The sequence below is a fragment of the Acidiphilium sp. JA12-A1 genome (assembly GCF_000724705.2).
Taxonomy (GTDB): domain Bacteria; phylum Pseudomonadota; class Alphaproteobacteria; order Acetobacterales; family Acetobacteraceae; genus Acidiphilium; species Acidiphilium multivorum.
In genome coordinates this window covers 1-22,658 of sequence record NZ_JFHO01000021.1, presented here as the reverse complement: position 1 = coordinate 22,658, position 22,658 = coordinate 1, and the positions used below count along the sequence as shown (strand labels likewise).

24 protein-coding genes are annotated in these 22,658 nt (G+C 63.3%); 15 read left to right on the top strand and 9 right to left on the bottom strand.

What is annotated here, in order from left to right:
• Position 1: 1 nt before the first annotated feature.
• Positions 2-700: a class I SAM-dependent methyltransferase gene (locus tag RT91_RS04490; RefSeq protein WP_007421862.1), complete on the top strand. Its 699-nt coding sequence runs from the start codon at positions 2-4 to the stop codon at positions 698-700.
• A gap of 6 nt (positions 701-706) precedes the next feature.
• Here the strand turns inward: RT91_RS04490 and rsmD are convergent, their stop codons facing one another.
• Genes rsmD through RT91_RS04475 form a run of 3 tightly spaced genes read right to left on the bottom strand, consistent with a single transcriptional unit; the run spans position 707 to position 2,714 of the window.
• Positions 707-1,264, bottom strand: a complete 558-nt coding sequence (rsmD, locus tag RT91_RS04485) for a 16S rRNA (guanine(966)-N(2))-methyltransferase RsmD (RefSeq protein ID WP_082468532.1) — start codon at positions 1,262-1,264, stop codon at positions 707-709.
• Positions 1,261-2,004, bottom strand: a complete 744-nt coding sequence (locus RT91_RS04480) for a pseudouridine synthase (RefSeq protein ID WP_007421864.1) — start codon at positions 2,002-2,004, stop codon at positions 1,261-1,263. Before RT91_RS04480 ends, rsmD begins: the two co-directional genes overlap by 4 nt.
• The gene (locus RT91_RS04475) at positions 2,001-2,714 is read right to left on the bottom strand and encodes a gamma-glutamyl-gamma-aminobutyrate hydrolase family protein (RefSeq protein ID WP_011942273.1); all 714 of its coding nucleotides are present in this window, start codon (positions 2,712-2,714) and stop codon (positions 2,001-2,003) included. The genes RT91_RS04480 and RT91_RS04475 overlap by 4 nt, the downstream gene beginning before the upstream one ends.
• A 54-nt stretch (positions 2,715-2,768) precedes the next feature.
• Between RT91_RS04475 and RT91_RS20245 the strand changes: the two genes are divergently transcribed.
• The 8 genes from RT91_RS20245 to RT91_RS04435 all read left to right on the top strand — a co-directional run bounded on the left by RT91_RS20245 (position 2,769) and on the right by RT91_RS04435 (position 11,431).
• Complete coding sequence (locus tag RT91_RS20245; RefSeq protein ID WP_011942272.1) at positions 2,769-3,224, top strand: nucleoside deaminase; 456 nt, start codon at positions 2,769-2,771, stop codon at positions 3,222-3,224.
• Between the two features lie 119 nt (positions 3,225-3,343).
• The gene (fliF, locus tag RT91_RS04465) at positions 3,344-4,906 is read left to right on the top strand and encodes a flagellar basal-body MS-ring/collar protein FliF (protein ID WP_035185850.1); all 1,563 of its coding nucleotides are present in this window, start codon (positions 3,344-3,346) and stop codon (positions 4,904-4,906) included.
• Positions 4,903-5,913 carry a flagellar motor switch protein FliG gene (gene fliG, locus RT91_RS04460; RefSeq protein ID WP_007421868.1) on the top strand — a complete coding sequence of 337 codons (1,011 nt, stop codon included), beginning with the start codon at positions 4,903-4,905 and terminating at the stop codon, positions 5,911-5,913. The genes fliF and fliG overlap by 4 nt, the downstream gene beginning before the upstream one ends.
• Positions 5,903-6,277, top strand: coding sequence for a flagellar motor switch protein FliN (gene fliN / locus RT91_RS04455; RefSeq protein ID WP_007421869.1), 375 nt, complete (start codon positions 5,903-5,905; stop codon positions 6,275-6,277). The genes fliG and fliN overlap by 11 nt, the downstream gene beginning before the upstream one ends.
• A gap of 6 nt (positions 6,278-6,283) precedes the next feature.
• On the top strand, positions 6,284-7,639 hold the full coding sequence (locus RT91_RS20240) for a sigma-54 dependent transcriptional regulator (protein ID WP_035185846.1): 1,356 nt from the start codon (positions 6,284-6,286) through the stop codon (positions 7,637-7,639).
• Positions 7,639-9,714, top strand: coding sequence for a flagellar biosynthesis protein FlhA (gene flhA, locus RT91_RS04445; protein ID WP_035185844.1), 2,076 nt, complete (start codon positions 7,639-7,641; stop codon positions 9,712-9,714). Before RT91_RS20240 ends, flhA begins: the two co-directional genes overlap by 1 nt.
• Positions 9,715-10,596, top strand: a complete 882-nt coding sequence (locus RT91_RS04440; RefSeq protein ID WP_011942267.1) for a GTP-binding protein — start codon at positions 9,715-9,717, stop codon at positions 10,594-10,596. It abuts the gene before it with no gap.
• A gap of 91 nt (positions 10,597-10,687) precedes the next feature.
• Positions 10,688-11,431, top strand: a complete 744-nt coding sequence (locus RT91_RS04435; protein ID WP_240314185.1) for a P-loop NTPase — start codon at positions 10,688-10,690, stop codon at positions 11,429-11,431.
• A 26-nt stretch (positions 11,432-11,457) separates the two neighbouring features.
• Here the strand turns inward: RT91_RS04435 and RT91_RS04430 are convergent, their stop codons facing one another.
• Complete coding sequence (locus tag RT91_RS04430; RefSeq protein ID WP_035185842.1) at positions 11,458-12,420, bottom strand: site-specific tyrosine recombinase XerD; 963 nt, start codon at positions 12,418-12,420, stop codon at positions 11,458-11,460.
• Positions 12,421-12,447: 27 nt separating this feature from the next.
• Here RT91_RS04430 and aroB point away from each other — a divergent pair, with 27 nt between their 5' ends.
• Positions 12,448-14,058 (top strand): 3-dehydroquinate synthase, encoded by a 1,611-nt coding sequence (gene aroB / locus RT91_RS04425; RefSeq protein WP_240314184.1) that lies wholly within the window; start codon positions 12,448-12,450, stop codon positions 14,056-14,058.
• A gap of 9 nt (positions 14,059-14,067) precedes the next feature.
• Positions 14,068-14,739 carry an FMN-binding negative transcriptional regulator gene (locus tag RT91_RS04420; RefSeq protein WP_035185841.1) on the top strand — a complete coding sequence of 224 codons (672 nt, stop codon included), beginning with the start codon at positions 14,068-14,070 and terminating at the stop codon, positions 14,737-14,739.
• Here the strand turns inward: RT91_RS04420 and RT91_RS04415 are convergent.
• On the bottom strand, positions 14,672-15,580 hold the full coding sequence (locus tag RT91_RS04415) for a hypothetical protein (RefSeq protein WP_240314183.1): 909 nt from the start codon (positions 15,578-15,580) through the stop codon (positions 14,672-14,674). The two genes, RT91_RS04420 and RT91_RS04415, sit on opposite strands and share 68 nt — an antisense overlap.
• Positions 15,581-15,724: 144 nt before the next feature.
• Here RT91_RS04415 and RT91_RS04410 point away from each other — a divergent pair, with 144 nt between their 5' ends.
• Entirely contained in the window at positions 15,725-16,264 is a 540-nt protein-coding gene (locus tag RT91_RS04410; protein ID WP_007421877.1) for a cytochrome b, read from the top strand.
• Here the strand turns inward: RT91_RS04410 and RT91_RS04405 are convergent.
• Entirely contained in the window at positions 16,256-17,068 is an 813-nt protein-coding gene (locus RT91_RS04405; RefSeq protein ID WP_011942260.1) for a TIGR00282 family metallophosphoesterase, read from the bottom strand. The genes RT91_RS04410 and RT91_RS04405 overlap by 9 nt on opposite strands.
• A 120-nt stretch (positions 17,069-17,188) precedes the next feature.
• Here RT91_RS04405 and RT91_RS04400 point away from each other — a divergent pair, with 120 nt between their 5' ends.
• Entirely contained in the window at positions 17,189-18,562 is a 1,374-nt protein-coding gene (locus tag RT91_RS04400; protein ID WP_035185839.1) for an FAD-binding oxidoreductase, read from the top strand.
• Positions 18,563-18,606: 44 nt separating this feature from the next.
• Here the strand turns inward: RT91_RS04400 and RT91_RS04395 are convergent, their stop codons facing one another.
• Positions 18,607-19,071, bottom strand: coding sequence for a biopolymer transporter ExbD (locus RT91_RS04395; RefSeq protein WP_007421880.1), 465 nt, complete (start codon positions 19,069-19,071; stop codon positions 18,607-18,609).
• Positions 19,072-19,075: 4 nt separating this feature from the next.
• Positions 19,076-19,747 (bottom strand): MotA/TolQ/ExbB proton channel family protein, encoded by a 672-nt coding sequence (locus RT91_RS04390; RefSeq protein WP_007421881.1) that lies wholly within the window; start codon positions 19,745-19,747, stop codon positions 19,076-19,078.
• A 266-nt stretch (positions 19,748-20,013) separates the two neighbouring features.
• Between RT91_RS04390 and RT91_RS04385 the strand changes: the two genes are divergently transcribed.
• Positions 20,014-21,066 carry an aldo/keto reductase gene (locus RT91_RS04385; RefSeq protein WP_007421882.1) on the top strand — a complete coding sequence of 351 codons (1,053 nt, stop codon included), beginning with the start codon at positions 20,014-20,016 and terminating at the stop codon, positions 21,064-21,066.
• A gap of 7 nt (positions 21,067-21,073) precedes the next feature.
• Positions 21,074-21,949, top strand: a complete 876-nt coding sequence (locus RT91_RS04380) for an MFS transporter (RefSeq protein WP_240314182.1) — start codon at positions 21,074-21,076, stop codon at positions 21,947-21,949.
• Between the two features lie 94 nt (positions 21,950-22,043).
• Here RT91_RS04380 and RT91_RS04375 read toward each other — a convergent pair.
• On the bottom strand, positions 22,044-22,658 hold a 615-nt coding region (locus RT91_RS04375), incomplete at its 5' end, for a transposase (protein WP_035185838.1).

Here is a 22,658-nt window from a genome sequence, read left to right as displayed (position 1 = left end):
CATGGCGATTCTTCAGCGCGGGCTGCGCGGCGGGTTGCTGGCACGGGCCTACAGGAAAATCCTGCATTCGTGGTATCTCAATGATCTGGCGTTCGATATCCGCCTCGCCGCCAAGCGGGAGGCGGTGGACTACGTCATCGAGCATATGCAGGCAGCGATGATGCTGCGCGACCGGTTCGATTTGCTGCGTTTCGCTCTGTCGCGCGCGCCGGAACAGGGGCTCGTTCTTGAATTCGGGGTGGAGAAGGGGCTTTCGCTCAACTGCCTGGCGCGAGCGACCGCTCGCACGGTGCATGGATTCGACTCCTTCCAGGGTTTGCCGGAGGACTGGTCGGGCACCGCCTCGGCCCGCGGCGCGTTCGACCGGCATGGTGCCCTGCCAAAAGTGCCTGGAAATGTGCGTCTTCATGTCGGCTGGTTTGATGCAACCCTGCCCGCATTCCTCGCTGAAACCGCGGAGCCGGTCGCGCTGCTGCACATCGACTGCGACATCTATTCCTCGACGAGGACGGTGTTCGACATGCTGGGAGATCGAATCCGGCCCGGCACGATCATCGTGTTCGACGAGTATTTCAACTACCCGGGCTGGCGGCAGCACGAATACAAGGCGTTTCAGGAATTCTGTGCCGAGGGGGGGCGCAGATACCGCTATCTCGGCTATGCCGGCGAGAAGGGGCACGTCGCGGTGATCATGGCCTGACCGTGGTCAGGCCGTATGGCGCCAGATGACGAGTCGCGCCGCGCCATGTGCCCGCTCGGCGAGCGGAGACACACCGTCTGGCGTTGGGTCTGCCTTGCCGAATTCCGCAGCGATCAGTGCTCCCGGCGCCAGCCATCCGGCGGTGGCGAATGCCGACACCGCCCGGCCCACGAGTCCCTTGCCGTAGGGCGGATCCAGCAGGACCAGATCGTGCGGCGTGCCGCGGGAAGGGGCGAGTGCATCGGCCGCGACGATGCGGCTGCGATCCTCCGCCCGGCAGGCGGCCACGTTCCGGCGAAGAGCCGCCAGTGCCGCGCGGTCCTGTTCGATGAAGGTCGCTCCCGCCGCGCCGCGCGACAGCGCTTCCAACCCCAGTGCGCCGGAGCCAGCGAATGCGTCCAGCACCATGCGACCGCCAACAGCGCCCTCCGCCCAGGATGTGTGGAGGAGGATGTCGAACAACGCTTGCCGTACTCGTCCGGCGGTCGGCCGCGTGAGGGGGCCATCCGGCACGGCGAGGATCCGCCCTCGCCAGGCACCGGCGATAATTCGTGGCCCGGTCATCGGCCAACTTTCGGCAATTGTTCGCGGAGTACCTTGGGATTGACTTCCGCGACCGCCCCTCGCGGCAGGTTGCCGAGCTGGAACGGGCCATAGGCGATACGAATGAGTCGGGTTGTCTCAAGCCCGAGCGCGGCCATGACCTTTCGGATCTCGCGGTTCTTGCCCTCGTTAAGCCCGACTGCCAGCCAGGAATTCGATCCCTTCGTGGAATCGATTTCAGCCGAGATCGGACCATATCGAACACCGTCCACCACGATGCCGCCCTTCAGCGCCGCCAGGCGGGCGGGGTCGACCGTACCGTGCACCCGTACACGGTAGCGGCGCAGCCAGCCGGTTGTCGGCAGTTCCAGTTGCCGGGCGAGGGCGCCGTCATTGGTGAGCAGCAGCAGCCCCTCGCTGTTGAGATCGAGCCGGCCAACGCTGACAACACGGGGCAATTCGGGCGGCATCCGCTCGAAGATCGTGGGCCGGCCCTCGGGGTCGCGATGCGTGGTCAGCAGTCCAGCCCGCTTGTGGTAGCGCCAGAGCCGGGTACGCGATGGCTCACCGACCGGACTACCGTCGATAAGGATGATGTCGCCAGCGGCGACGAAGGTCGCCGGGTGCAGAACCTTCGTCCCGTTGAGAGCGACCCGTCCGGACTCGATCATGCGCTCGGCGTCCCGCCGGCTCGCCACGCCAGCCCGGGCCAGGTATTTCGCAATCCGCTCTCCGCGTTCGCCGCTTTCCGGGTTGGTCATCGCGCAGCCTCGACGAAGGCTTCGAGCAGGCGCCGGTCTCCCGGGTCGATCAGGAATTCCGGGTGCCACTGCACGCCAAGGCAGAACCGGTGCGCTGGTGATTCGATGCCCTCAATCACACCGTCAGGCGCCACCGCATTCACCACGAGGCGAGGTCCCGGGGCGCGTACGGCCTGGTGGTGTGCCGAATTGACCCGCATCGTGGCGGCGCCGACGATTGCGGCAAGGCGGGTGCCGGGCGTGAGGGTGATCTCGTGTCCCGGTTCATTGCGCGGGTTCGGCTGCTCATGGGGCAGCGCATCGGGCACCGTGTCCGGGATATGCTGGATGAGGGTACCGCCAAGCGCGACCGCCAGCAACTGCTCACCGCCGCAAATGCCGAGAATCGGCATGCCGCGCGCAAGCGCGCCGCCGATCAGCGCCGTCTCGGCCGCCGTCCTCCCCTCCTTCAACATGACGGTTTCGTGCCGTCCGACCTCGCCGTAAAGCTTGGGGTCAACATCGAACGCGCCGCCGGTGACAACCAGGGCGTCGACGGCATCAAGCAGGTCGGTAGCCAGTTCCGCCCGGTGCGGTAGCGCGACAGGCACGCCGCCACAGTCGGCGATTGCATCCATATAATTGCAGCGGAGGGCATACCAGGGGAACTTCGAGTAGCTGCCGGGCTGCTCCGCATCCAGTGTCAGTCCGATCAGGGGCCGGTTTTTCATGGCGCGAGCTAGACCTCATCCGGCCGTCAAGGCAAGAGAGCAAGCGTGACCCCGATGCAGCAAGCCCTTGCGGAAGCCGAAGCCGCCGCGCGCCGTGGCGAGGTGCCGGTTGGCGCCGTTGTCGTCGATGCTGGCGGGTCCGTGCTTGCCGCGGCCGGCAACGAGGTTGAGGCTCGCGGCGATCCGACCGCGCATGCCGAAATTCTCGCGTTGCGCGCGGCGGCGCAGCGGAGGGGTGGGAAATTTCTGCAGGGCTGCCGGCTGTTTGTAACCCTTGAACCCTGTCCTCTCTGTGCGGCAGCAATTTCCTTGTTCCGCATCGACCGTCTGGTGTTCGGCGCCTACGATCCGAAATCGGGCGGAGTCGAGCACGGGCCTAGGGTTTTCTCTCATCCGACGTGCCACTACCGGCCCGAGGTGGTCGGCGGGGTGGATCAGACGGCGGCGGCAGAGCTGCTTAGGCACTTTTTTTCTCAAAAACGCGACTCGGCAAATTCTGCCGGGCGTTAACCGAACGGTTACCCATATAGGCGATTCTTGTCCTGCGACAAAAGGTCGCAATCGCAGGATGGATTCATGCAGTTCTCCACACGGCTGCGTTGGGACTCAAAATTGGGGTCCCTCGGCTGATGAAGCAGTTGATCGCGAACCTGCGGGCGCTCGGCCCGGTGAAGCTTGGCGCCATGGGCGCCGTGGCTGTTGCCGTGCTCGGGCTGATGGCGGCACTGGTGTTGACGGGGGGGCCATCCCCGTCCGCCACGCTCTATTCCGGCCTTGGTCTCAAGGACGCCAGCCACATTACCGAGACGCTGAAAGCGGCACATATTCGTTATGCGATCGGCAACGGCGGTCATAGCGTTCTCGTCACCCCTGCCCAACTCGACGAGGCGCGGCTGTTGCTGGCCCAGCACAATCTTCCAGCCGGCTCGTCCAACGGCTTCGCGATATTCGATCACAAGAATCCCCTATTAGGATCCAGTTTTCTCAACCGGATCGATGAGACGCGCGCACTCGATTCCGAGCTTGAGCGGACGATTAATCTTATCCACGGGGTCGAAGCGTCGCGCGTTCAGGTTGTGCTGCCGCGACGCGACGAATTCAGTTTGAGTACTGCCCCGGCCCAGGCGAGCGTCATGTTGTCGCTCGCTGGCGTCGGCCCTCTCGACCACGAAAGCGTTGAGGCCATCCTCAACTTGGTCGCATCCGCAGTGCCGGGGCTCAAGCCGAACAACATCTCGATTGTCGACAATCGCGGCGATCTCCTTGCTCAGGCCGGTCGGACCGACAATTCTCTTCTCAGTTCACGTGATGCGGCGTTGAAGCAATCAACGGAGCGGCAACTGTCGGAAGCGGTGCGCTCCATGCTTGCTGCCGTGGTCGGTCCGAACCAGGTCAGGGTTGTTACGGCCGTTTCCATGGACTTCGACCGGAGCGAACAAACCTCGACAACCTATAACCCGAACGGACAGGTTGTACGTAGTCAGCAGCAGACAAGGTCCAAAAGTTCACGCAGCAGCGGGACGAACAAGACCGTATCCGTATCAAACAATCTCCCAGGTGCGACGTCCAGCAAAGCAGGGCCGAAACGGCTCGATACTCAGAGCAAGTCCACTCAGACGACCAATTACGAGATCAGCCAGGACGTCAAGCACATTGTTCATGCGACGCCACAGATCACGCGTATCAGCGTCGCGGTGATGCTGGACGACGTGAAGACGACAAACCCGAAAGGCAAGGTCATCTGGACGCCGCGCTCCCCGGCGCAGGTCGCGCAAATTCGTAAGCTGGTTGAAACGGCCATCGGATATGACAAATCCCGCGGCGACGTCGTCGACGTTCAGTCACTCCAGTTCGCACCCAATGAACTACCGGTTAGCGCCAAGCGGTCTCTGATCGGACGCTTCCTGTCGAGTGGTCTGCTGATGCCGTTGCTACGCCTCCTCGTCACCGCAGCCATCGGGATTGCCGCGCTGCTTGTGGTCTTCCGGCCGATGGTTCGTCGTATCATTACGCCACCCGAAAATACGACCGCAGAACCTGCGCTCCTGGCCGAACAGAACGGGGCCATCGCCGGCCCGGCAACGACGGAGGAGACCAATCCTGTCAAAGTGATCGCTGATCTGATCGACCGTCATCCTGAAGCCAGCGTCGCGATCCTGCGCGACTGGCTAGGCCAAGAAGGCGCCCGATGAGCGATACGTCAGATCGCAATCTCAACGGGGCCTCGCGCGCGGCTGCCTTGCTCCTTGCTCTTGGTGAAGAGGCTGGCGGCAAACTGATGGCGATGCTCAACGATGACGAGTTGCGTGAGATTTCACGCGCCATGGTGGCGTTGCGCGCTGTTCCGTCAGAAACGGTTGAGGCGCTTTGCTTTGAATTCGCGGGGCGGATGGGAAAGGCCTCTGGCGTGTCCGGCTCTGCAGAGGTCGCGGAGAAATTGCTCCGAAAGATGATTCCTCCAGGCCGAGTCGAACAGATCCTCGAAGACATCCAAGGGCCAGCGGGAAAAAACATCTGGGATAAACTTGGCAAGGTCAACGAGTCCGTGCTCGCAGATTATCTCTGCCATGAACATCCTCAGACCGCAGCCATGGTGCTCTCCCGCGTCACTGCCGAGCACGCCGCCCGTGTCATCGCACTACTGCCCGAGCCTCTCTCGATCGATGTGATCGAGCGCATGCTGACGATTGAGAGTCTGCAACGAGAGGCCATAGATGACGTGGAACGCACGCTCAAGGTCGATTTCATGGTGAACCTGGCGTCGAGCGTGCAGCGAGATCCGCATGAGAAACTGGCGGAGATCTTCAACTCTTTCGATCGAGCCGTCGAGAGTCGGATGTTTGCCGCGCTGGAGAGCCGCAACCAGGAGGCGGCGAGTCGGATTCGGTCACTGATGTTCACTTTCGAGGATCTCATCCGCCTTGCGCCGCGAGACATCCAGACAGTTCTGCGTTCGGTCGACAGCGATGTGATGCCGCTCGCGCTCAAGGGAGCATCGGATAAGATCCGCGACCTCTTCATGAGCAACATGACGGAGCGTGCCGCAAAGATGCTCCGCGAGGATATCGAGGCGCTGGGCCCGGTGCGTTTGCGCGATGTTGATGCCGCGCAGCTAGCGATCGTGACCACAGCAAAGGAACTCGCCGCTCAGGGCGAAATCGAGATTGGAACCGGAAAGGAAGACGACCTTGTCATCTGAAATCACGACGCCCACCGGAGAGCCGAATGGCAATGGCCAGGTGTTGTCGGACCTGCCGCTTGCGCCGGTTTCCCGCCGCACGGCGGGAGATGGGCCTGAGACCCAGCGCCCCAGCCGGGATCTTGAGGCTGTCTACGATGTGCCCGTGCTCGTCAGTGCCGTGCTGGGTCGCTCGACCATGCAGGTCAGCCAGTTGCTTAAGCTTGGTCGAGGCGCCGTCGTCGAACTCGATCGCAAAGCCGGAGACCCGATTGATATCTTTGTCAACAATCGCCTGATTGCACGTGGCGAAGTGGTGATGCTCGACGAAACGAAGCTCGGCATTACCATGACCGAAATCGTCAAGTCTGACCGCAACGGTTGACCGACTATGCAGGTTCTCATCATCGGTTCACTGTCGGGAGAACTTGGTGTCGCAGCTCGTATTGCTGCGGCTCGGGGTGCAACGCTCGCACAGGCTGAGACCGTTGATGCGGCCCTGGAATGTCTACGTGCCGATGCGAGGACCGACCTCATCATTTGCGACGTCACGCACGATTTCGGTGCCCTGATGAGGCGACTGGCCGCGGAGCGCTTCACAACGGCTGTCGTTGCCGCGGGAGCCGAAAATGATGAGAAGGCCGCCGTTGACGCAATTCGTGCTGGCGCACGTGAATATCTCCCTTTGCCTCCGGATTCCGACCTCATCGCAGCCATTCTGTCGGCTGTTTCTACAGAGCAGAAGGGCGAGTTCATCGCGCGTGACCCCGCTATGCGGGCAGTACTGTCACAAGCTGACCAAGTAGCGCCATCCACTGCGTCAATCCTGATCACAGGAGAAAGCGGCACAGGGAAGGAGGTTCTTGCACGGTATATTCACGAGCGCTCAAGGCGCCGCAAAGGGCCATTCGTCGCTCTCAACTGCGCAGCAATACCAGACACACTGCTCGAGTCCGAGTTATTCGGACACGAGAAGGGGGCATTTTCCGGTGCAATCGCGCGCCGTACCGGGAAGTTTGAGGCTGCCGACCGAGGCACTCTATTGCTTGATGAAATCGGAGAGATGGACGCGCGCTTGCAGGCAAAGCTGCTGCGCACGCTTCAGGAGCGCACTGTGGATCGGATTGGCGGTGATCGGCCCGTGCCAGTTGATGTGCGCATCCTTGCTGCCACGAACGTTGATCTGCGGTCGGCCATTGCGGATGGCAGATTTCGGGAAGATCTGTTCTTTCGTCTGAATGTCATGACGTTGCGAATTCCGCCGTTGCGTCAGCGTCCTGGGGATATTGCGCCCCTCGCGCACCATTTCGTGGCTCATTATGCCAGGCTGAATGAAGTTGGCACCAAGCATCTTACAAGCCGAGCTGTTGAGCGTCTGCTTGCCTATTCCTGGCGTGGAAATGTTCGAGAACTCGAAAATACCATGCATAGGGCTGTGTTGTTGTCGTCAGGGCCGATGATCGACGTTGAGCATATCGGCATACCCACGGAAGCAGAGGAACCGTCACACCTGCTCTCGCCCCACGCACATGCTACTGCCGGCGACACGATTGGCTCGCTGGTTGGCCAACGTGTCGAAGACGTCGAGCAGGCACTGATTCTGGAGACGCTGAATCACTGTCTTGGCAACAGGACACATGCCGCCACGATCCTCGGAATTTCCATACGGGCACTGCGTAACAAGTTGCGTGAATATGCCGCTCGTGGTGCAGAAGTGCCGGCGCCACACAACGGTGTGGCCGCCTGATGGCTGCAACAGACCTCGCGGCCCTTCGCGGGCGACTGCAAGAATTCCGGATCGGTACCGATATCGGTCTGGCGATCGGCGTGGTGTGCATCATCACGATTCTGATCGTGCCGTTGCCACCATTTCTTCTGGATACAGGGCTTTCGCTCTCATTCACTGCCAGCATTCTGGTGTTGATGGTTTCGCTGTTCATACGGCGCCCGATCGATTTCACGAGTTTTCCGACGGTGCTGTTGCTCACCACGCTGTTGCGTCTCTCACTCGACATTGCCGCAACGCGCGAGATTCTATCTCATGGTAGCGAAGGGCCGGATGCGGCGGGCCACGTCATTGCGGCATTTGGCGGGTTTCTGATGGGTGGCGATCTGCTGATCGGGCTGATCGTGTTTGCGATCCTGATCGTAGTCAACTTTATCGTTATTACAAAAGGCTCCACACGAGTCGCCGAAGTTGCCGCGCGTTTTACCCTTGATGGTATTCCCGGCAAGCAGATGGCGATCGATGCCGAATTGAACTCAGGTGCGATCAGTGAAGTCGTCGCGCGCCGTAAGCGTGCCGAGCTCGAGCAGGAGAGCGGGTTCTATGGTGCGATGGATGGTGCCGCGAAATTCGTCCGTGGCGACGCGATTGCAGCTCTTATCATAACATCAATCAACATTGTGGGCGGCTTTGCGATCGGCGTTGTCCAGCGCGGAATGTCAGTGCATGACGCCGCGTCGGCCTTTACCACTTTGTCGATCGGCGAGGGGCTCGTATCCCAGATACCGGCACTTCTGGTGTCTGTGGCAGCAGGCATCGTGGTAACCAAGGGGAGTGCAGAGGGCACTGCAGATGCGGCTCTGGTTGCGCAACTAAGCCGTTCGCATAAGCCCCTGGCGATTGCATCGGCAGGTGCGTTTGTGCTTGCCATCCTGCCTGGCTTGCCATTCATTCCGTTCGTGACGCTTTCCGGCCTGGCTGGATGGGGTTCCTACTATCGCTGGAGAAACCCACCTCGGCCGGAGCAAGAGGAAGCGGCGCCTGCCCCGGTTGAGTCGGCGGAGCCGCCGATCACCGAGGCGCTCAAGATCGACCAGATCCGACTTGAACTAGGCTATGCATTGCTGGTGCTTGCGGGTGGAGATACGCCGCGGCTCACAGAGCAGATCAAGGCGCTTCGCCGTGCGATCGCAGCTGAAATGGGCTTCATCCTTCCGCCCGTACGCATTCAGGACAATATGCAACTGGCTGCAACGACGTACTCCCTGCGCATCAAGGAGATCGAGGCTGCGTCAGGCGAGTTGCAGCCAACCCGCCTTTTGGCCATGAGCCCATCCGGAGCCTTGCCTGACGTGCCGGGAGATCCGACGACAGAGCCTGCATTCGGTATGCCGGCAGTCTGGATCGACCAGGCGGATCGCGAACAGGCGTTGGCGCGTGGCTGCACGGTGGTCGATCCCGCAAGTGTTCTCACAACCCACCTGACCGAGGTGGTCAAGGAAAACATGGCCGAACTTCTGTCTTTTGCCGAGACCCAGAAGCTACTCGATGATCTTCCGCGCGAACAGCAACGTCTGGTGACCGACCTGATCCCAACCCATTTTACGGTTGGAGGCGTTCAGCGCGTCCTGCAAGCGCTGCTCGCAGAGCGGGTGTCGATCCGCGATTTGCCGACGATCCTCGAAGGAATCCACGAAGCGTGTTCGATGCAGTTGCGGGCCGTTCCTGCCATTGCGGCCCACGTGAGGACTCGCCTTGCCCGGCAATTGACCGACGCTCATACCGGCTCGCGGGGGTATGTTCCATTGGTCGTCATCGGCCCTGAATGGGAAACGGAACTCAACGAGGCCCTCGTGGGCCCAGCCGAGGCACGGCAACTGTCTCTGCCGTCAAATCGCCTTTCGGAACTTACTCGTCGTATCAATCAGGTCTTTGAATCCGCAAGTGTCGACGGAGAAGCTCCCGTACTGCTGACTAGCGCGCATTTGCGCGCCCATGTGCGGGCTATTCTTGAGCGGATCCGGCCATCCACTCCAGTGCTCGCGCAGACGGAAATTTTCCCGCGTGCCCGCATCAGAACCGTTGGAGCGATTTGAATGAAAGTCAAAGTGATCAGAGCGGCATCAATGCGCGAGGCATTCGCGGAGGCTCATCGTATCCTCGGTCCCGATGCGCTGATACTCGATAGCCGCCGTCGAGGACGCGAGTTCGAGATCACGGTCGCACTGGACCCTGAGCTGCCGCCTGATCCGGCCAACCCCTGGCGCCAGGCTTTGTCTTTCCATGGCATTCCGGCGCACATCGCGTCTGCCTGGGCAGACCAGCCGCCCGACGCCGCCGTTGCTGGCAGCCTGTCGTTTGGGAAGCTTGATTTCGACCGACCGTTGGTCATTGCGGGACCGCCAGGCGCCGGCAAGACGATGACGACAGTTAAACTGGCGACACGATTTGTTCTTGCTGGTGTCCGTCCAACAGTAATTAACGCCGACCAGAACCGGGCCGGTGCATCAGCGCAGTTGGCCGCACTGTGTCGCATCCTGCGCGCCGAGTTCATCGACACGGCTTCGAAAAAGGGTGGAATGCGGCGTCGTCCGGCAAGCCGCCGTCCGACGCTGATCGATTTGCCTGGGATGGATCCGTTCGACAAATCTGAAATGGACAATTTGCGATCGATGGTTGAGGAAGTCTCTGGCGTTGCCGCGCTGGTAATGCCCGCGGGACTTGATGCGGCCGACAGCGTGGAAATTGCTTCTCGCTTTCATGAGGCGGGTGCGACGGCTCTGATTCCGACGCGCCTTGATGTGTCGCGCCGCCTTGGTGGCCTTGTTGCCGCGGCAGGCTCCGTGCCGCTCCAGCTAACCGAGGCCGGCACGTCTGGTCGCGTCAGCGATGCGCTCGAAACGGTCACGCCAGCCTTTCTGGTCCGGCGCCTGCTTGATGCCGGTCGTGTTCAGGAGCCCGTCGCCAATGCAGCCTGAGACCTCCCTCGTCGGCCGAGGGAGACCTCTGCATGTCAATGCGCGGGAACAGCGAGCCCGTGAGAAGTCGAATGCCCGGCAGCGGCCACGCGTGATCGCGATCGCGTCCGGAAAAGGTGGGGTCGGCAAGACGTGGCTGACGTTGTCGCTGGCTCAGGCCATGAGTGCGAGGCGCGCGCGCATCCTGGTATTGGATGCCGATTTCGGTCTCGCAAACGCCGATATTCAACTCGGCCATCTCGCTGCGACCGATATTGGCGCAATCCTGCGTAACGAGGCGTCCCTCGCAGAAAGCATCGTGCCGGTGGAGCGGGGCGGGTTCGACCTTTTGGCCGGGGAGGCCGGTTCAGGTGCGTTTTCCGGCCTCGATCCGGTCATCGTCGAGCGGCTTGTCTGCAGGTTGGTCGATTGTGATGCTAACTACGACGTCTTGTTGTGCGATCTTGGCACTGGCGTCGAGCCCGCGGCGCGCCATCTGGCGGCGTTGGCTGATACGCTTGTTCTGATTTCCACAGGCGATCCGACGAGCCTGACCGATGGCTACGCCGTCCTCAAACTGCTCCAGCGTGACCGGAATGATCGCGGCGAGCCGGTCGATGCTAGGATTGTGATCAATCAGGTCGACACCGATCGCGCTGGCCGGCGCGCTCATGCGGCACTCGCCCGCGCGGCGCGAGGGTTCCTGCGCCTCGATCCGCCGCTGCTCGGCATCATCCAGCGCGACGAGAATGTCAGCGAGGCGATTCGCGGCCAGCGACTGTTTCTTTCGGAATTTCCGAAATCCTATACAGCGGCAACCGTTCAATCGATTGCCCGTCGGTTGCTCGCGAAATAGGCTGGCCGGTACCCGTGGCGGCAATCTTAGGCTGGCGTCTTTCGCTGGCCCGGCCGAGTAGCCAGCGGGTGGTGCTCCTCCACCAGCTTTTGCAGCCGTTCCGCGAGAACGTGGGTGTAGATCTGGGTCGTCGAGATATCGGCGTGGCCGAGCAGGGTCTGCAGGCTGCGCAGATCAGCGCCGCGCGCCAGGAGGTGGGTCGCAAAGGCGTGGCGCAGGCTGTGGGGTGAGAGGCGGGCAGGGTCGATCCCCGCCATGACCGCGACCCTCTTGAGCTGCCGTGCGAAGGCTTGGCGCGTCATCGGAAATCCCATGCGGCGTCCCGGGAACAGGTGCCGGCTGGGGCGTTTCCGGTTCATTTCACGTAATCTGGCCGCAGCATCTCGAGCGGCGGCGGAGAGCGGCACGATGCGCTCCCGCCCCCCTTTACCCTTGATCAGCAAGGCAGAGGCATCGGTGGACAGAGCATTTGCGGGCAGCACGAGAAGCTCGGAAATTCGCATGCCGGTGGCGTAAAGTATTTCCAGTCCCGCCTCGGCGACCCGTCCGGCTTGACCGGGCATTGCCGCCGCGGCGGTGAGCAGTGCGTCGACCTCCGCCTCGCTGATCGTCTTTGGCAGTGTGCGCGCAAGTTTCGGTGACGAAGTCAGGGCCGTCGGATCATCGGCACGTTGCCCGTCACGCAGCAGGAAGCGCTGGAACTGCCTCAGGGATGACAGGCGGCGCGCCTGAGTGCGCGCGGAAAGTCCAGCCGTGGCGAGGCCGCCGAGATAGTCGGCCACGCTTGCCGCGTCGGCTTCGGCTGGTCCATGCCCACGAGAGGCGCAGAACGCCGCAAAGTCTGCGAGATCGGCTTGATACGCAAGAATAGTATTCCGCGCCGCGCCGCGCTCTGCGACCATTGATTCAAGGAAGGCCTCGATATGCCGCTCTAGTGCCATCGTGTTTTTGTGGTAAGCCGCAGCACAATGTTCGACAAGAGTTTTCATTCACCCGGCCTTCCTGTCGCCTTGCCGATGCGCAGCATCGTGCTGATCGGACTGATGGGGGCTGGCAAGTCGGCGGTCGGCCGCCGGCTCGCGGCCCAACTGGCCCTGCCGTTTCACGATTCCGATGCCGAGATTGAAGCGGCCGCGGGCAAGACGGTTGCGGATATTTTCGCTTCAGAAGGCGAAGCCGCCTTCCGGGCGCGCGAAAGGGCCATGATTGCCGAGCTTTTGGCCGGTCCGCCGATCGTTCTGGCGACCGGCGGCGGCGCCTTCATGGACCCCGAGACCCGCGCAGTGATTGGCGCGCGGGCCATTTCCGTCTGGCTGCGGGCGACGCTCGACGTGCTTCTGGCCCGGGTGCGCGGCCGCACCCATCGGCCACTGCTTAATCAGGGCGACCCTGCCGAAATCCTGTCCCGGCTTTCCGCGCTGCGTGCGCCGGTCTATGCCGAAGCGGACATCATCGTTGACAGTACCGAGGCCCCGCCTGACATGACCACCGAGACCGTTGCCGCTGCCATCGCTCGCCACGCGCCCGAGCGGACCATTCGGATCGAGCTTCCCGATGCCGGCTATGACGTGGTGATCGGCCGCGGATTGCTCGATGGCGCGGGTGCCCGTCTCGCCGCAGCCCTGCCGTCGCGTCGCGCCGTGGTGGTGACCGACGCGAACGTGGCGCAGGCACATCTGCCGCGACTCGAACGCGCGCTTGACGATGCGGGCTTCATCCACGACCGGATCGTGGTTCCGCCGGGCGAAGGATCAAAAAGCCTCTCCCGTTTTGCCGCACTGGTTGAGGACATTCTTGCCCTGAAGCCGGAGCGGCAGACCGCGATCATCGCGCTTGGCGGCGGCGTCATCGGCGATCTGGCCGGGTTCGCTGCTTCCAGCGTGCTGCGCGGGCTGCCCTTCGCGCAGGTTCCGACCTCGCTGCTCGCGCAGGTTGATTCCAGCGTCGGTGGCAAGACCGGCGTCAATTCGCGCCACGGCAAGAACCTGATCGGCGCGTTTCATCAGCCGCGTCTTGTCGTCATCGACAGCGATACGTTGGCCACCCTGTCGCGGCGCCAGGCCGCCGCAGGCTATGCTGAAATCGTCAAGGCGGGGCTCATCGCCGATCCCGCGCTCTATGAATGGTGCGAAGCCCATGGCGCCGCGCTGCTTGGTGGCGACCAGGGCTTGCAGGAAGAGGCGATTGCCCGCGCTGTTGCCTTCAAGGCGCAGGTGGTGATGGCCGATCCGCGCGAGCAGGCCAAGCGGGATGGCCGCGCGCTGCTCAATCTCGGCCACACTTTCGCTCACGCCTTCGAGGCCGAGACCGGTTATGGCGAGGCGCTGCTGCACGGCGAGGCGGTGGCGATCGGCATGGTTTGCGCTTTCGACCTCTCGGCCCGTCTTGGTTATTGCGATGCGGGAATCGTTCCGCGCATTGCCGCGCATCTGGACGAGGTCGGCCTTCCGCACCGGATCGGCGGCTGGAACGCGGAAGCGCTGCTCGGCCACATGCAGAGCGATAAGAAGATGCGGGACGGCAGGCTTGCCTTCGTTTTGGCCCGTGGGATCGGCAGTGCGTTCACTAGCCGCGAGGTGCCGCAGGAAGCCGTTCGGGCAACGCTTGCGGCCTGTGGCGCGGGCTGACCAACGCCAATGTATACTCCGCCGGCTTTCGCCGAGGATGATCCCGCAATCATCGCGGCGATCATGCGCGCCTGCCGCTTGCCCGTTCTCGTCAGTGCCGGGGAGGCAGGGCTGGAGGCGACGCATCTGCCGCTGCTCCATTTTCCCGACCCGGCACCGCACGGTACGCTCGTCGGGCATCTCGCGCGCGCCAACCGCCAATGGCACGTGCTGCGCGATGGCGCGCCGGCCATGGCGATCTTCCAGGCGCATGATTTTTACGTCTCGCCCGGCTGGTATGCGACCAAGCGCGAGACTGGCCGCGTCGTTCCGACCTGGAATTACGAGGCTGTGCATCTGCAGGGCGCGGTCGAAATCATCGAGGATCCGATCCGGCTACGCGACATTGTCACTGCCTTGACCGACCGCGAAGAGGCGCCCCAGCCCAATCCATGGCATGTGGATGACGCACCAGAAGACTTCATTGCCGCCCAGCTCAAGGGCATTGTCGGTGTGGTGATGACGGTGCGTTCGGTCATCGCCAAGCGCAAGCTCAGCCAGAACCGCCCCTCGGCCGACCGCGCCGGCGTCATCGCCGCGCTCGCGGCGTCAGGCCGCGCCGAGGAAGCCGCCCTCATGCAGGAACGGGAGGCAGCGGCGGATCGACCTGGCCCAGAACCCAGCCCTCGGTCGCGCGGATAACGGGTTCATCGCCGGGCAACCCGGCTTCTGTGCCATCCGGCGTGCCGTCGATCACCCGGATCAACCCAAGCACGCCGAGCAGCGAGTCGAACGCGTCTTCTCCCTCTGGCCGAGCGCCAAAACCATCTTCGATCAATGCGACGAGATCCCGTGCGGGGGTGTGGCGGCAAGCCGCGAAATGCGCGCGGAGGGCCGGGGAAAGTGCCGAGCGGTCCTGCCGACGCCGCTTGCTGCCCACGAGTTTCAGTCCGGTCTGGACCATGGCTTCAGCCGGATAGGTTTCGGCGATGGCGACGCAGTCGGGAGCCAGAAGATCTGGCAGCGTGCCGGCGAAGGGCCAGAGCCGCAGCGGAACGTTCCGGGTAAAGGCTGGCAGCAGGCAGTCCCGCCAACCGGATAGCGCTGCCTTGCCGCACTGGTTGGCGCCCATCGTCCAGAATAGCGGCGCGCCCGCCGGCCGCCGCGCGGTCCGGCAATCGACCGCGCGGCGCAATGCGGCGGCGTCATTCAGGCCGAGAGCGGCAGCGAGGCGTGCCATCTGCCCGGCACCGGCCATGCTCTTCAGCGGGTAGAACGGACGGGCCAGGCTGACCTCATCGAGGGTCGCACACGGGCGGAAGACACCATCTGCCGGATCGAGTCCGGCGAGCCAGACGGTGAAATCAGCGATGCCCGCAATCTTCGAATAGGCGCGGGGCAGGCCGAGCGGGAAATCCACGCCGAGAACCACGGCAGCACCGGCGGCGCGGTCAAGCAGCCGCGCGGCAAGGGTTGTGGCATCGCTCACTTTCTCGGGCATGCCGATCTTCCAGAGACCGTCATCTCGCCGGGCGACGCTCATCCAGCGCTTGTCCGCGTTGACGCTCCAGTCGGCGTGAGCCGCGACAACAGGGCTTAACAAACTGTACGATTGACGCAATGAGGCTGCCATTGCCACGCCATTTTCCTGTGATCAGAGAATTGGAACATCATTCGAGGTCAATTCATGGACGACCGTTATCGCCCATCCATCCAGTTCCTGCATTGGTTGATCGCCCTGACCGTCATAGGGCTCGTCATTGCCGGGCTGCTTCTGCATTACGACCTGATTCCAAGATCCGTTCACAAGCCGCTCGCCTTCCTGCACATGAGTTTCGGTCTTGCCATTCTGGCGCTGATGCTGGTCCGCCTTTTTATCCGGCGGCGCACCGGTGCGCCGGAGTTGCCCGAGGAAATCGGCCGGCCGTTCCGGATCGCTGCGCATACGACCCAGATTCTGTTCTACGCGCTCCTGCTGGCGATGCCGGTGTTCGGCATCCTTTTCGTCGAGGCACATGGTCGCACGGTGCCCTTCTTTGGCCTGTTCACCCTGCCTGCCTTCGTCGGCAAGAATCATGGCGTGCAGGAGGTTTTCGCATTCCTCCATTTCTGGGGCGGCATCGCGGTGATCCTGCTGCTGATCGCCCATGTTGGCGGCGCGGTAAGGCACGAGTTGCGCGGCGAGCGCATGATCCGGCGGATGCTGCCCGGCCGCCGTTCAACGTGATGGCATGGCGGGCGCGAGCCGGCCGCCGAGGCGCACCGGCTCGACTGCCAGCGCTCGCCCGTCGGAGGCGACGCGGATCAGCGCGCCGCACACCGTCGCCTCCCCTTCGGTCGGGTGCAGGCGCTCGCCGGGCATCTTGCGGATGAACCGGCCGATCGCCGCGTCCTTGGTCATGCCGATCACGCTGTCATAATCGCCGCACATGCCGACATCCGCCATGAAGCCGGTGCCCCCGGCCATGACATGGTGATCCGCGGTCGGGATATGGGTGTGGGTGCCGAGCACGGCCGTCACCGCGCCGTCGAACCGGTGGGCAAAAGCCATCTTTTCGCTCGTCGCCTCGCCGTGAAAATCGACGAGGATTGCCGCATGGGTCACGCCGAGCCGTGCCCGCGACAGAACGCCTTCCAACGCGCGGAACGGACAGTCCATCGGGTCCATGAACAGCCGTCCCATGACCTGGGCGATAAGCACCCGCCGGCCGTCCGGCAGAGTGATGTCGACGATGCCATCCCCCGGCGTGCCGGGGGGAAAGTTGAGCGGCCTGATGACCCGCTTCTGCTGCGCGATATAGGGGATGATTTCCTTGCGGTCCCAGGCATGGTTGCCGAGTGTGATGGCATCCGCTCCGGCGGCGAACAGAGCATCGGCCATGTCCGGCGCGAGGCCGAATCCGTGCGAGGCGTTCTCACCGTTGACCACCGCCACATCGATGCCGAGCTCGTGCCTGAGGCGGGGCAGGGTGGATATTACCGCTTCCCGTCCGGACCGGCCCACTACGTCACCCAGATAGAGGAGTTTCATCGCTGTCGTCTGCATGGCGACATGCGGTATTCGCTCCGCGCCGGTTGGGCAAGTCGGCTTGGGCGGCCGGCTTCTGTTCCGGCACATGACTTTGCCGGGAAATGACGATAGCCTGCCGCCATGGAAACGCAGAGCACGATCGACGCCGCCCGCGCCATTTTCGGCGACCGGCTCAGCCTGAACGCCAATATCCGCGAAACCCATGCCCATGGCGAGGCCAATGCAGCCACCAGCCTCCCGGATGCCGTGGTCTTTCCCGAATCGACCGAAGAAGTATCGCGGTTATTGCGACTTTGCCACGCGACGGACGTACCGGTGACGCCGTTCGGCGCCGGCACTTCTCTCGAGGGCCATGTGACGCCGGTGCGCGGCGGCATCAGCCTCGACCTCACGCGGATGAACCGCGTACTCGAGGTGAACGACGCCGATCTCGACGGACGGGTCGAGGCCGGGGTGACCAGGCGGCAGCTGAATACCTATTTGCGCGACCATGGCCTGTTTTTCCCGGTCGACCCTGGGGCGGATGCAACGATCGGCGGGATGTGCGCGACACGTGCCTCCGGCACGACCACGGTGCGCTACGGCACGATCCGCGACAATGTGCTCGGCCTTCGCGCCGTGCTGGCCGATGGCACGGTGATCGACACGGGCGGGCGGGTCCGCAAATCGTCCACCGGCTACGACCTCACTCGTTTGCTCATCGGCTCGGAGGGCACGCTCGGCATTATCACCGAGGTGCAACTGAAGCTGTATGGCATTCCAGAGGCGATCGGCGCTGCGGTGTGCGGCTTTGCTGACGAGCATGCGGCGGTCGCGGCGGTGATCGAGATCATGCAGACCGGCATCCCTGTCGCCCGCATCGAATTCGCCGACACGGCGCAGATGGAAGCCTCGATTGCCTATTCGAAGCTTGATCACCTGACTGCCGGCCCGACGCTGATGTTCGAGTTCCACGGCAGCGCGCAAGGCGTCGCCGAGCAGGGAGCGATGGCCGAGGAGATCGCGAGGGCGCATGGCGGCAGCGGCTTCGCCTTCGCGACCGAGACCGAGGCGCGCAACCGCCTCTGGCGGGCCCGGCACGATGCCTACTGGGCCGCCCGCGCGGCGTATCCCGGCATGGGCGCGTTTGCTACCGACACGATCGTGCCGATCTCGCGGCTTGCGGAGGCGGTCTCGCTGGCACGCGAGGCGGTCACCCGTTCCGGCCTTGAAGCCTGCATCGTCGGCCATGTCGGCGACGGCAATTTTCACGTGTTGATCCTCTACCCCGAAGGAGAGGAAGGGCGGGCAAAGGCATGGGAACTCGACCGCGAGATTGTCGCCCAGGCACTTGCGCTCGGTGGGGCAGCGAGCGGCGAGCATGGGGTCGGGCTCGGCAAGAGGGAGTTTCTGCCCCGCGAGCATGGGGCCGCAGCACTCGGCGTCATGCGCGCGATCAAGCAAGCCCTTGATCCGCGCGGTATTCTTAATCCTGGAAAGATGTTTCTCGACTGAAAGACGGCCTGGCCAAACGGGCCCGGCCGTCTTTCACGCGCCACTCAGTTGGCGTTGGCAGGTGAAGCCGGCGCCGCTGCGGCTCCAGCGGGCGACGAACCGCTGGCGGCCGCGACGGGTTGGGCGGCGATGCCAATATCGGTGACGCCCGCCTTCCGTGCGGCATCCATCACCGTGACGAAATGCTGGAAGGCAACCTTCTTCGACGCGGCGATGGTCACCTCGGTCTTGGCCGGATCGCCATCGCCCCGGAACAGGGCGGTGAGTTGAGCCGGAGTCAGCACCTGCGTCTTCACCTTGATGCTGCCGTCGTCGAGAATGTTGACGGTGAATTTCGGGTGCTTGAGGTGCTGGGTCTGTGTCGAGTTCGGCAGCTGCATCGGGATTCCGGCATCGGGGATCATCTGCAGCGTGACGATGATGAAGAATACCAGCAGGAAGAGCATCACGTCGATCATCGGAATGATCTCGACGCGCGCCTTCCGGGCCTCGAAATAGCGCATGTTCATTGCGTCAGGCCGCCACCACTGCGCGGACCGCGAGTTCGCCGCCGACATGGGGCACGACTGGCGCGCCGTCGGTACGATTCAGCACCATGGTGCGGATCGTCTCAAGCTGGTGAATGATCAGCCGGACCTGGTTCTGCAGCATGTTGAAGGTCGCGAGGCCGATCATGGCGATAAAGATGCCGCACGCCGTTGCAACCAGTGCATCGGCGACGCCGCCGGTCACCTCTGCCGGCGCGTGGCCGGGCGTGGCGAGGATCGAGAAGGCGTGGAACATCCCGATGATCGTGCCGAACAGGCCGAGCAGCGGGGCGAGGGTGACGATCGTATCCAGCACCCACATCCGGCGGTCGAGCCGGGGCGCAACCAGCATGATCGCCTCATCCATGCGGCTGTTCATGCCGGCGTGGTCGGCGTCATTCATATGATTCAGGGCGGTGTCGAGCAGCAGCCCTTCGGGCATGCGGCCGGCAAAATCGCGCAGCGCTGCAAGATCCTGCTCGTTCACCCGGCCCATGGCCGCCATCCGCCTGACGATCGAACCGCCCCGCAGGATCGCCCGGCGGAGATACCACATCCGGTCGATGATCACCGCTACTGCGATGACGAAAAGACCAGCGAGCACATAAAGCACACCGTCCGAATAATTTGCGAGATGAATGATGTAGCCAATGGTCATGCCCAATCTCCGAGATTACGCCCAAGACAGGACCCGGCCAGTTCCGGCTCAGGAGCCGTACTGGTCGGATCGACTTGCCCGACAAACGACGCACATGGCGGTTCCGCCGCGCGGATGCCACACTGCCGCTCAGCCTTTAACCGAGCTGGCTGCTGCGTAGTGTGAAGCCTACGTGACAGTCATCGGTCCGTGCCTTGATGGCGCGCCCTTGTGCCGGCCCATGCACGGCACGACATCTGGCGTTCCGAAAGCAGGGAGCACTTCCGATGGACTACCGTCAGCTCGGCCGATCCGGCCTGAAGATTTCAACGCTGACGCTCGGCACCATGACGATGGGCGGGCGCGGCGTGTTCGAGAAGGTTGGCAATGTCGGGCGTGCCGAGGCGCGTCGGCAGATCGACATGTGCGTCGATGCCGGCGTGAACCTTCTTGATACGGCCGACATCTATTCCACGGGCGGTTCCGAGGAGATCATCGGCGAGGCTCTGGGCGGTCAGCGGCCTCAGGGGCTGCTGATCGCGACCAAGGTAAGGTTTCCGATGGGGAAGGGGCCGAACGACCGCGGTCTGTCGCGCCATCACATCATCACCGCCTGCGAGGCCAGCCTGAAGCGGTTGCGCACTGACGTGATCGACCTGTACCAGGTGCATGAATGGGACGGGATCACACCGCTCGACGAAACGATGCAGGCGCTCGACACACTGATTCGTGACGGCAAGGTGCGCTACATCGGCTGCTCCAACTATTCGGCATGGCATGTGATGAAGGCGCTGGCCATCGCCGAGTCGGCGCATCGCGAACGCTTCGTGTGCCAGCAGATCCATTACACGCTGGAGGCGCGGGAGGCAGAGAACGAGCTGATCCCGCTCGCCATTGATCAGGGGCTCGGCGTGCTCGTCTGGAGTCCGCTCGCCGGCGGCCTGCTCTCCGGCAAGCACCGTCGCAACCAGGAAACGCCGGCAGGTACCCGCCAGCTCGCCGGTTGGAGTGAGCCGCCGATCCATGACGAGAGCCGCCTCTGGAACATCGTCGAGGCTCTCATTGAAGTGGCAGGCGCGCATGGCGTTTCTGCGGCGCAGGTCGCCCTTGCCTGGCTGCTCGGTCGGCCCGCGGTCACCTCGCTGGTGATCGGCGCGCGCAACGAGCAACAATTGGCGGACAATCTCCGCGCCGCAACGCTCGTGCTGACCAAGGAGGAGCGATCGATGCTCGATGCGGTCAGCCAGCGTCCGTTGCAATATCCCTACTGGCATCAGGCGCAGACCGCGAGGGATCGTCTCGGCCCGGCCGATCTCGCCTTGCTGGGACCGCATCTCTGAGCGACGTGTGAGCCGCCCGCAAGCCGTAGAAACCTCAATTCCTGCCCGGCTCGACCGGCTGGCCTGGGGGCGGTTTCACTGGCTGGTGGTTGTGGCCCTTGGCGTCACCTGGATACTCGACGGGCTGGAAGTCACGCTGGTGGGCTCGCTATCCGGCGCAATCGCGAAATCGCCAGACATGCAATTGTCCAGCGCCGCTGTCGGTGGCCTGGGCAGCTCTTATGTCGCCGGTGCGGTGCTCGGTGCCCTGCTGTTTGGCTGGTTGACGGACCGGTTGGGGCGCAAGCGTCTCTTCACGGTGACGCTGATCGTCTATCTCGCCGGCACGATCGCTTCCGGCCTTGCCTGGAACTATGCCGCGCTGCTTGCCTTCCGCTTCGTGACCGGGATGGGCATCGGCGGCGAATACGCGGCGATCAACGCGACCATCCAGGAACTGGTGCCGGCCCGGTTTCGCGGCTTCACCGATCTCGTGATCAATGGCAGTTACTGGATTGGTGCGGCGTTGGGGGCCGCGGGCGCGCTCGCTGCGCTCGACCCGCAACTGGTGCCACCGGCCTATGGCTGGCGTCTTGCCTTCATTCTCGGAGGCTTCCTGGCTGCGACCGCACTGGCCCTGCGACGCCATATTCCTGAAAGTCCGCGCTGGCTGATGACCCATGGGCGCCCCTCGGAGGCGGAACAGATCGTCGCTGGCATCGAGTTCCGGTGCGGCCCGGTCATGCCGACGGAGTCCCTGCCGACCATCCGCCTGCGTACCGATGTCAGCAGCTGGTTCGGCATCGGGCTGCAAGCCCTGCTCGGGCGCTATCGTCGACGCGCCGTGCTTGGTGTGTGCCTGATGACTGCGCAGGCTTTCTGCTACAACGCGATCTTTTTGTAAGAGGGGCAAAAGGGTGGGTAACCCGAGTTCGACTTGGTCAGCAGGCCAACGATCGAGCAGGTGGCGGGAACGAAGAAATTGTCGCGGATACTGGTTAGGTGGGGCGGAGGCGGGCTCTGACGTAGAAGTCGAGCGGCGCGATGATCGCGGCCCCCACCACCTTGAACCTGCTACCCAGATAATCCCAGATCGCGATGCCAAGTTTGTCACAGGTCTTGGCGAGGCTCAGGAACGCGTCGCGGCAATCCCGGCCGGTCTCACTCCGGGTTCCGGCGCTGATCTTCCGCCGCGTGACGTGACCGCGGATGTCGTTTTCCGAACCATTGGTGTGGAGCGGGATTTCCGGCCGTTCCAGCACCATCAGTAGTTCGGCCTTGTTGGCGTGCAGCCGCGCCAGCAGACGGTCCAGCGTCACGAAGCCGGTGCGGCAGAGGAAGATACGGTCGAAGCGGGTCCGTAACGCCCGAGCCTGCCGCTTGCCCGGTTTTTGCTGGTACGCTTTGAGGTCCGCGTAAAAATCCCAGATCAGGCCACGAACCCGCGTTTGAGCGGCGCGATGCTGGTCGTTGAACGTGTCCAGTTTATGCACCAGCCGTTCCGCGTGGACCCAGCACAACGCGTGCCGGCCGATATTGAATTGTCCGGCGTCGTCGCTCAGAATAACGGCATCGCACAGAAATTCATGCGCCTGAACGCTGCCCCCATAGCG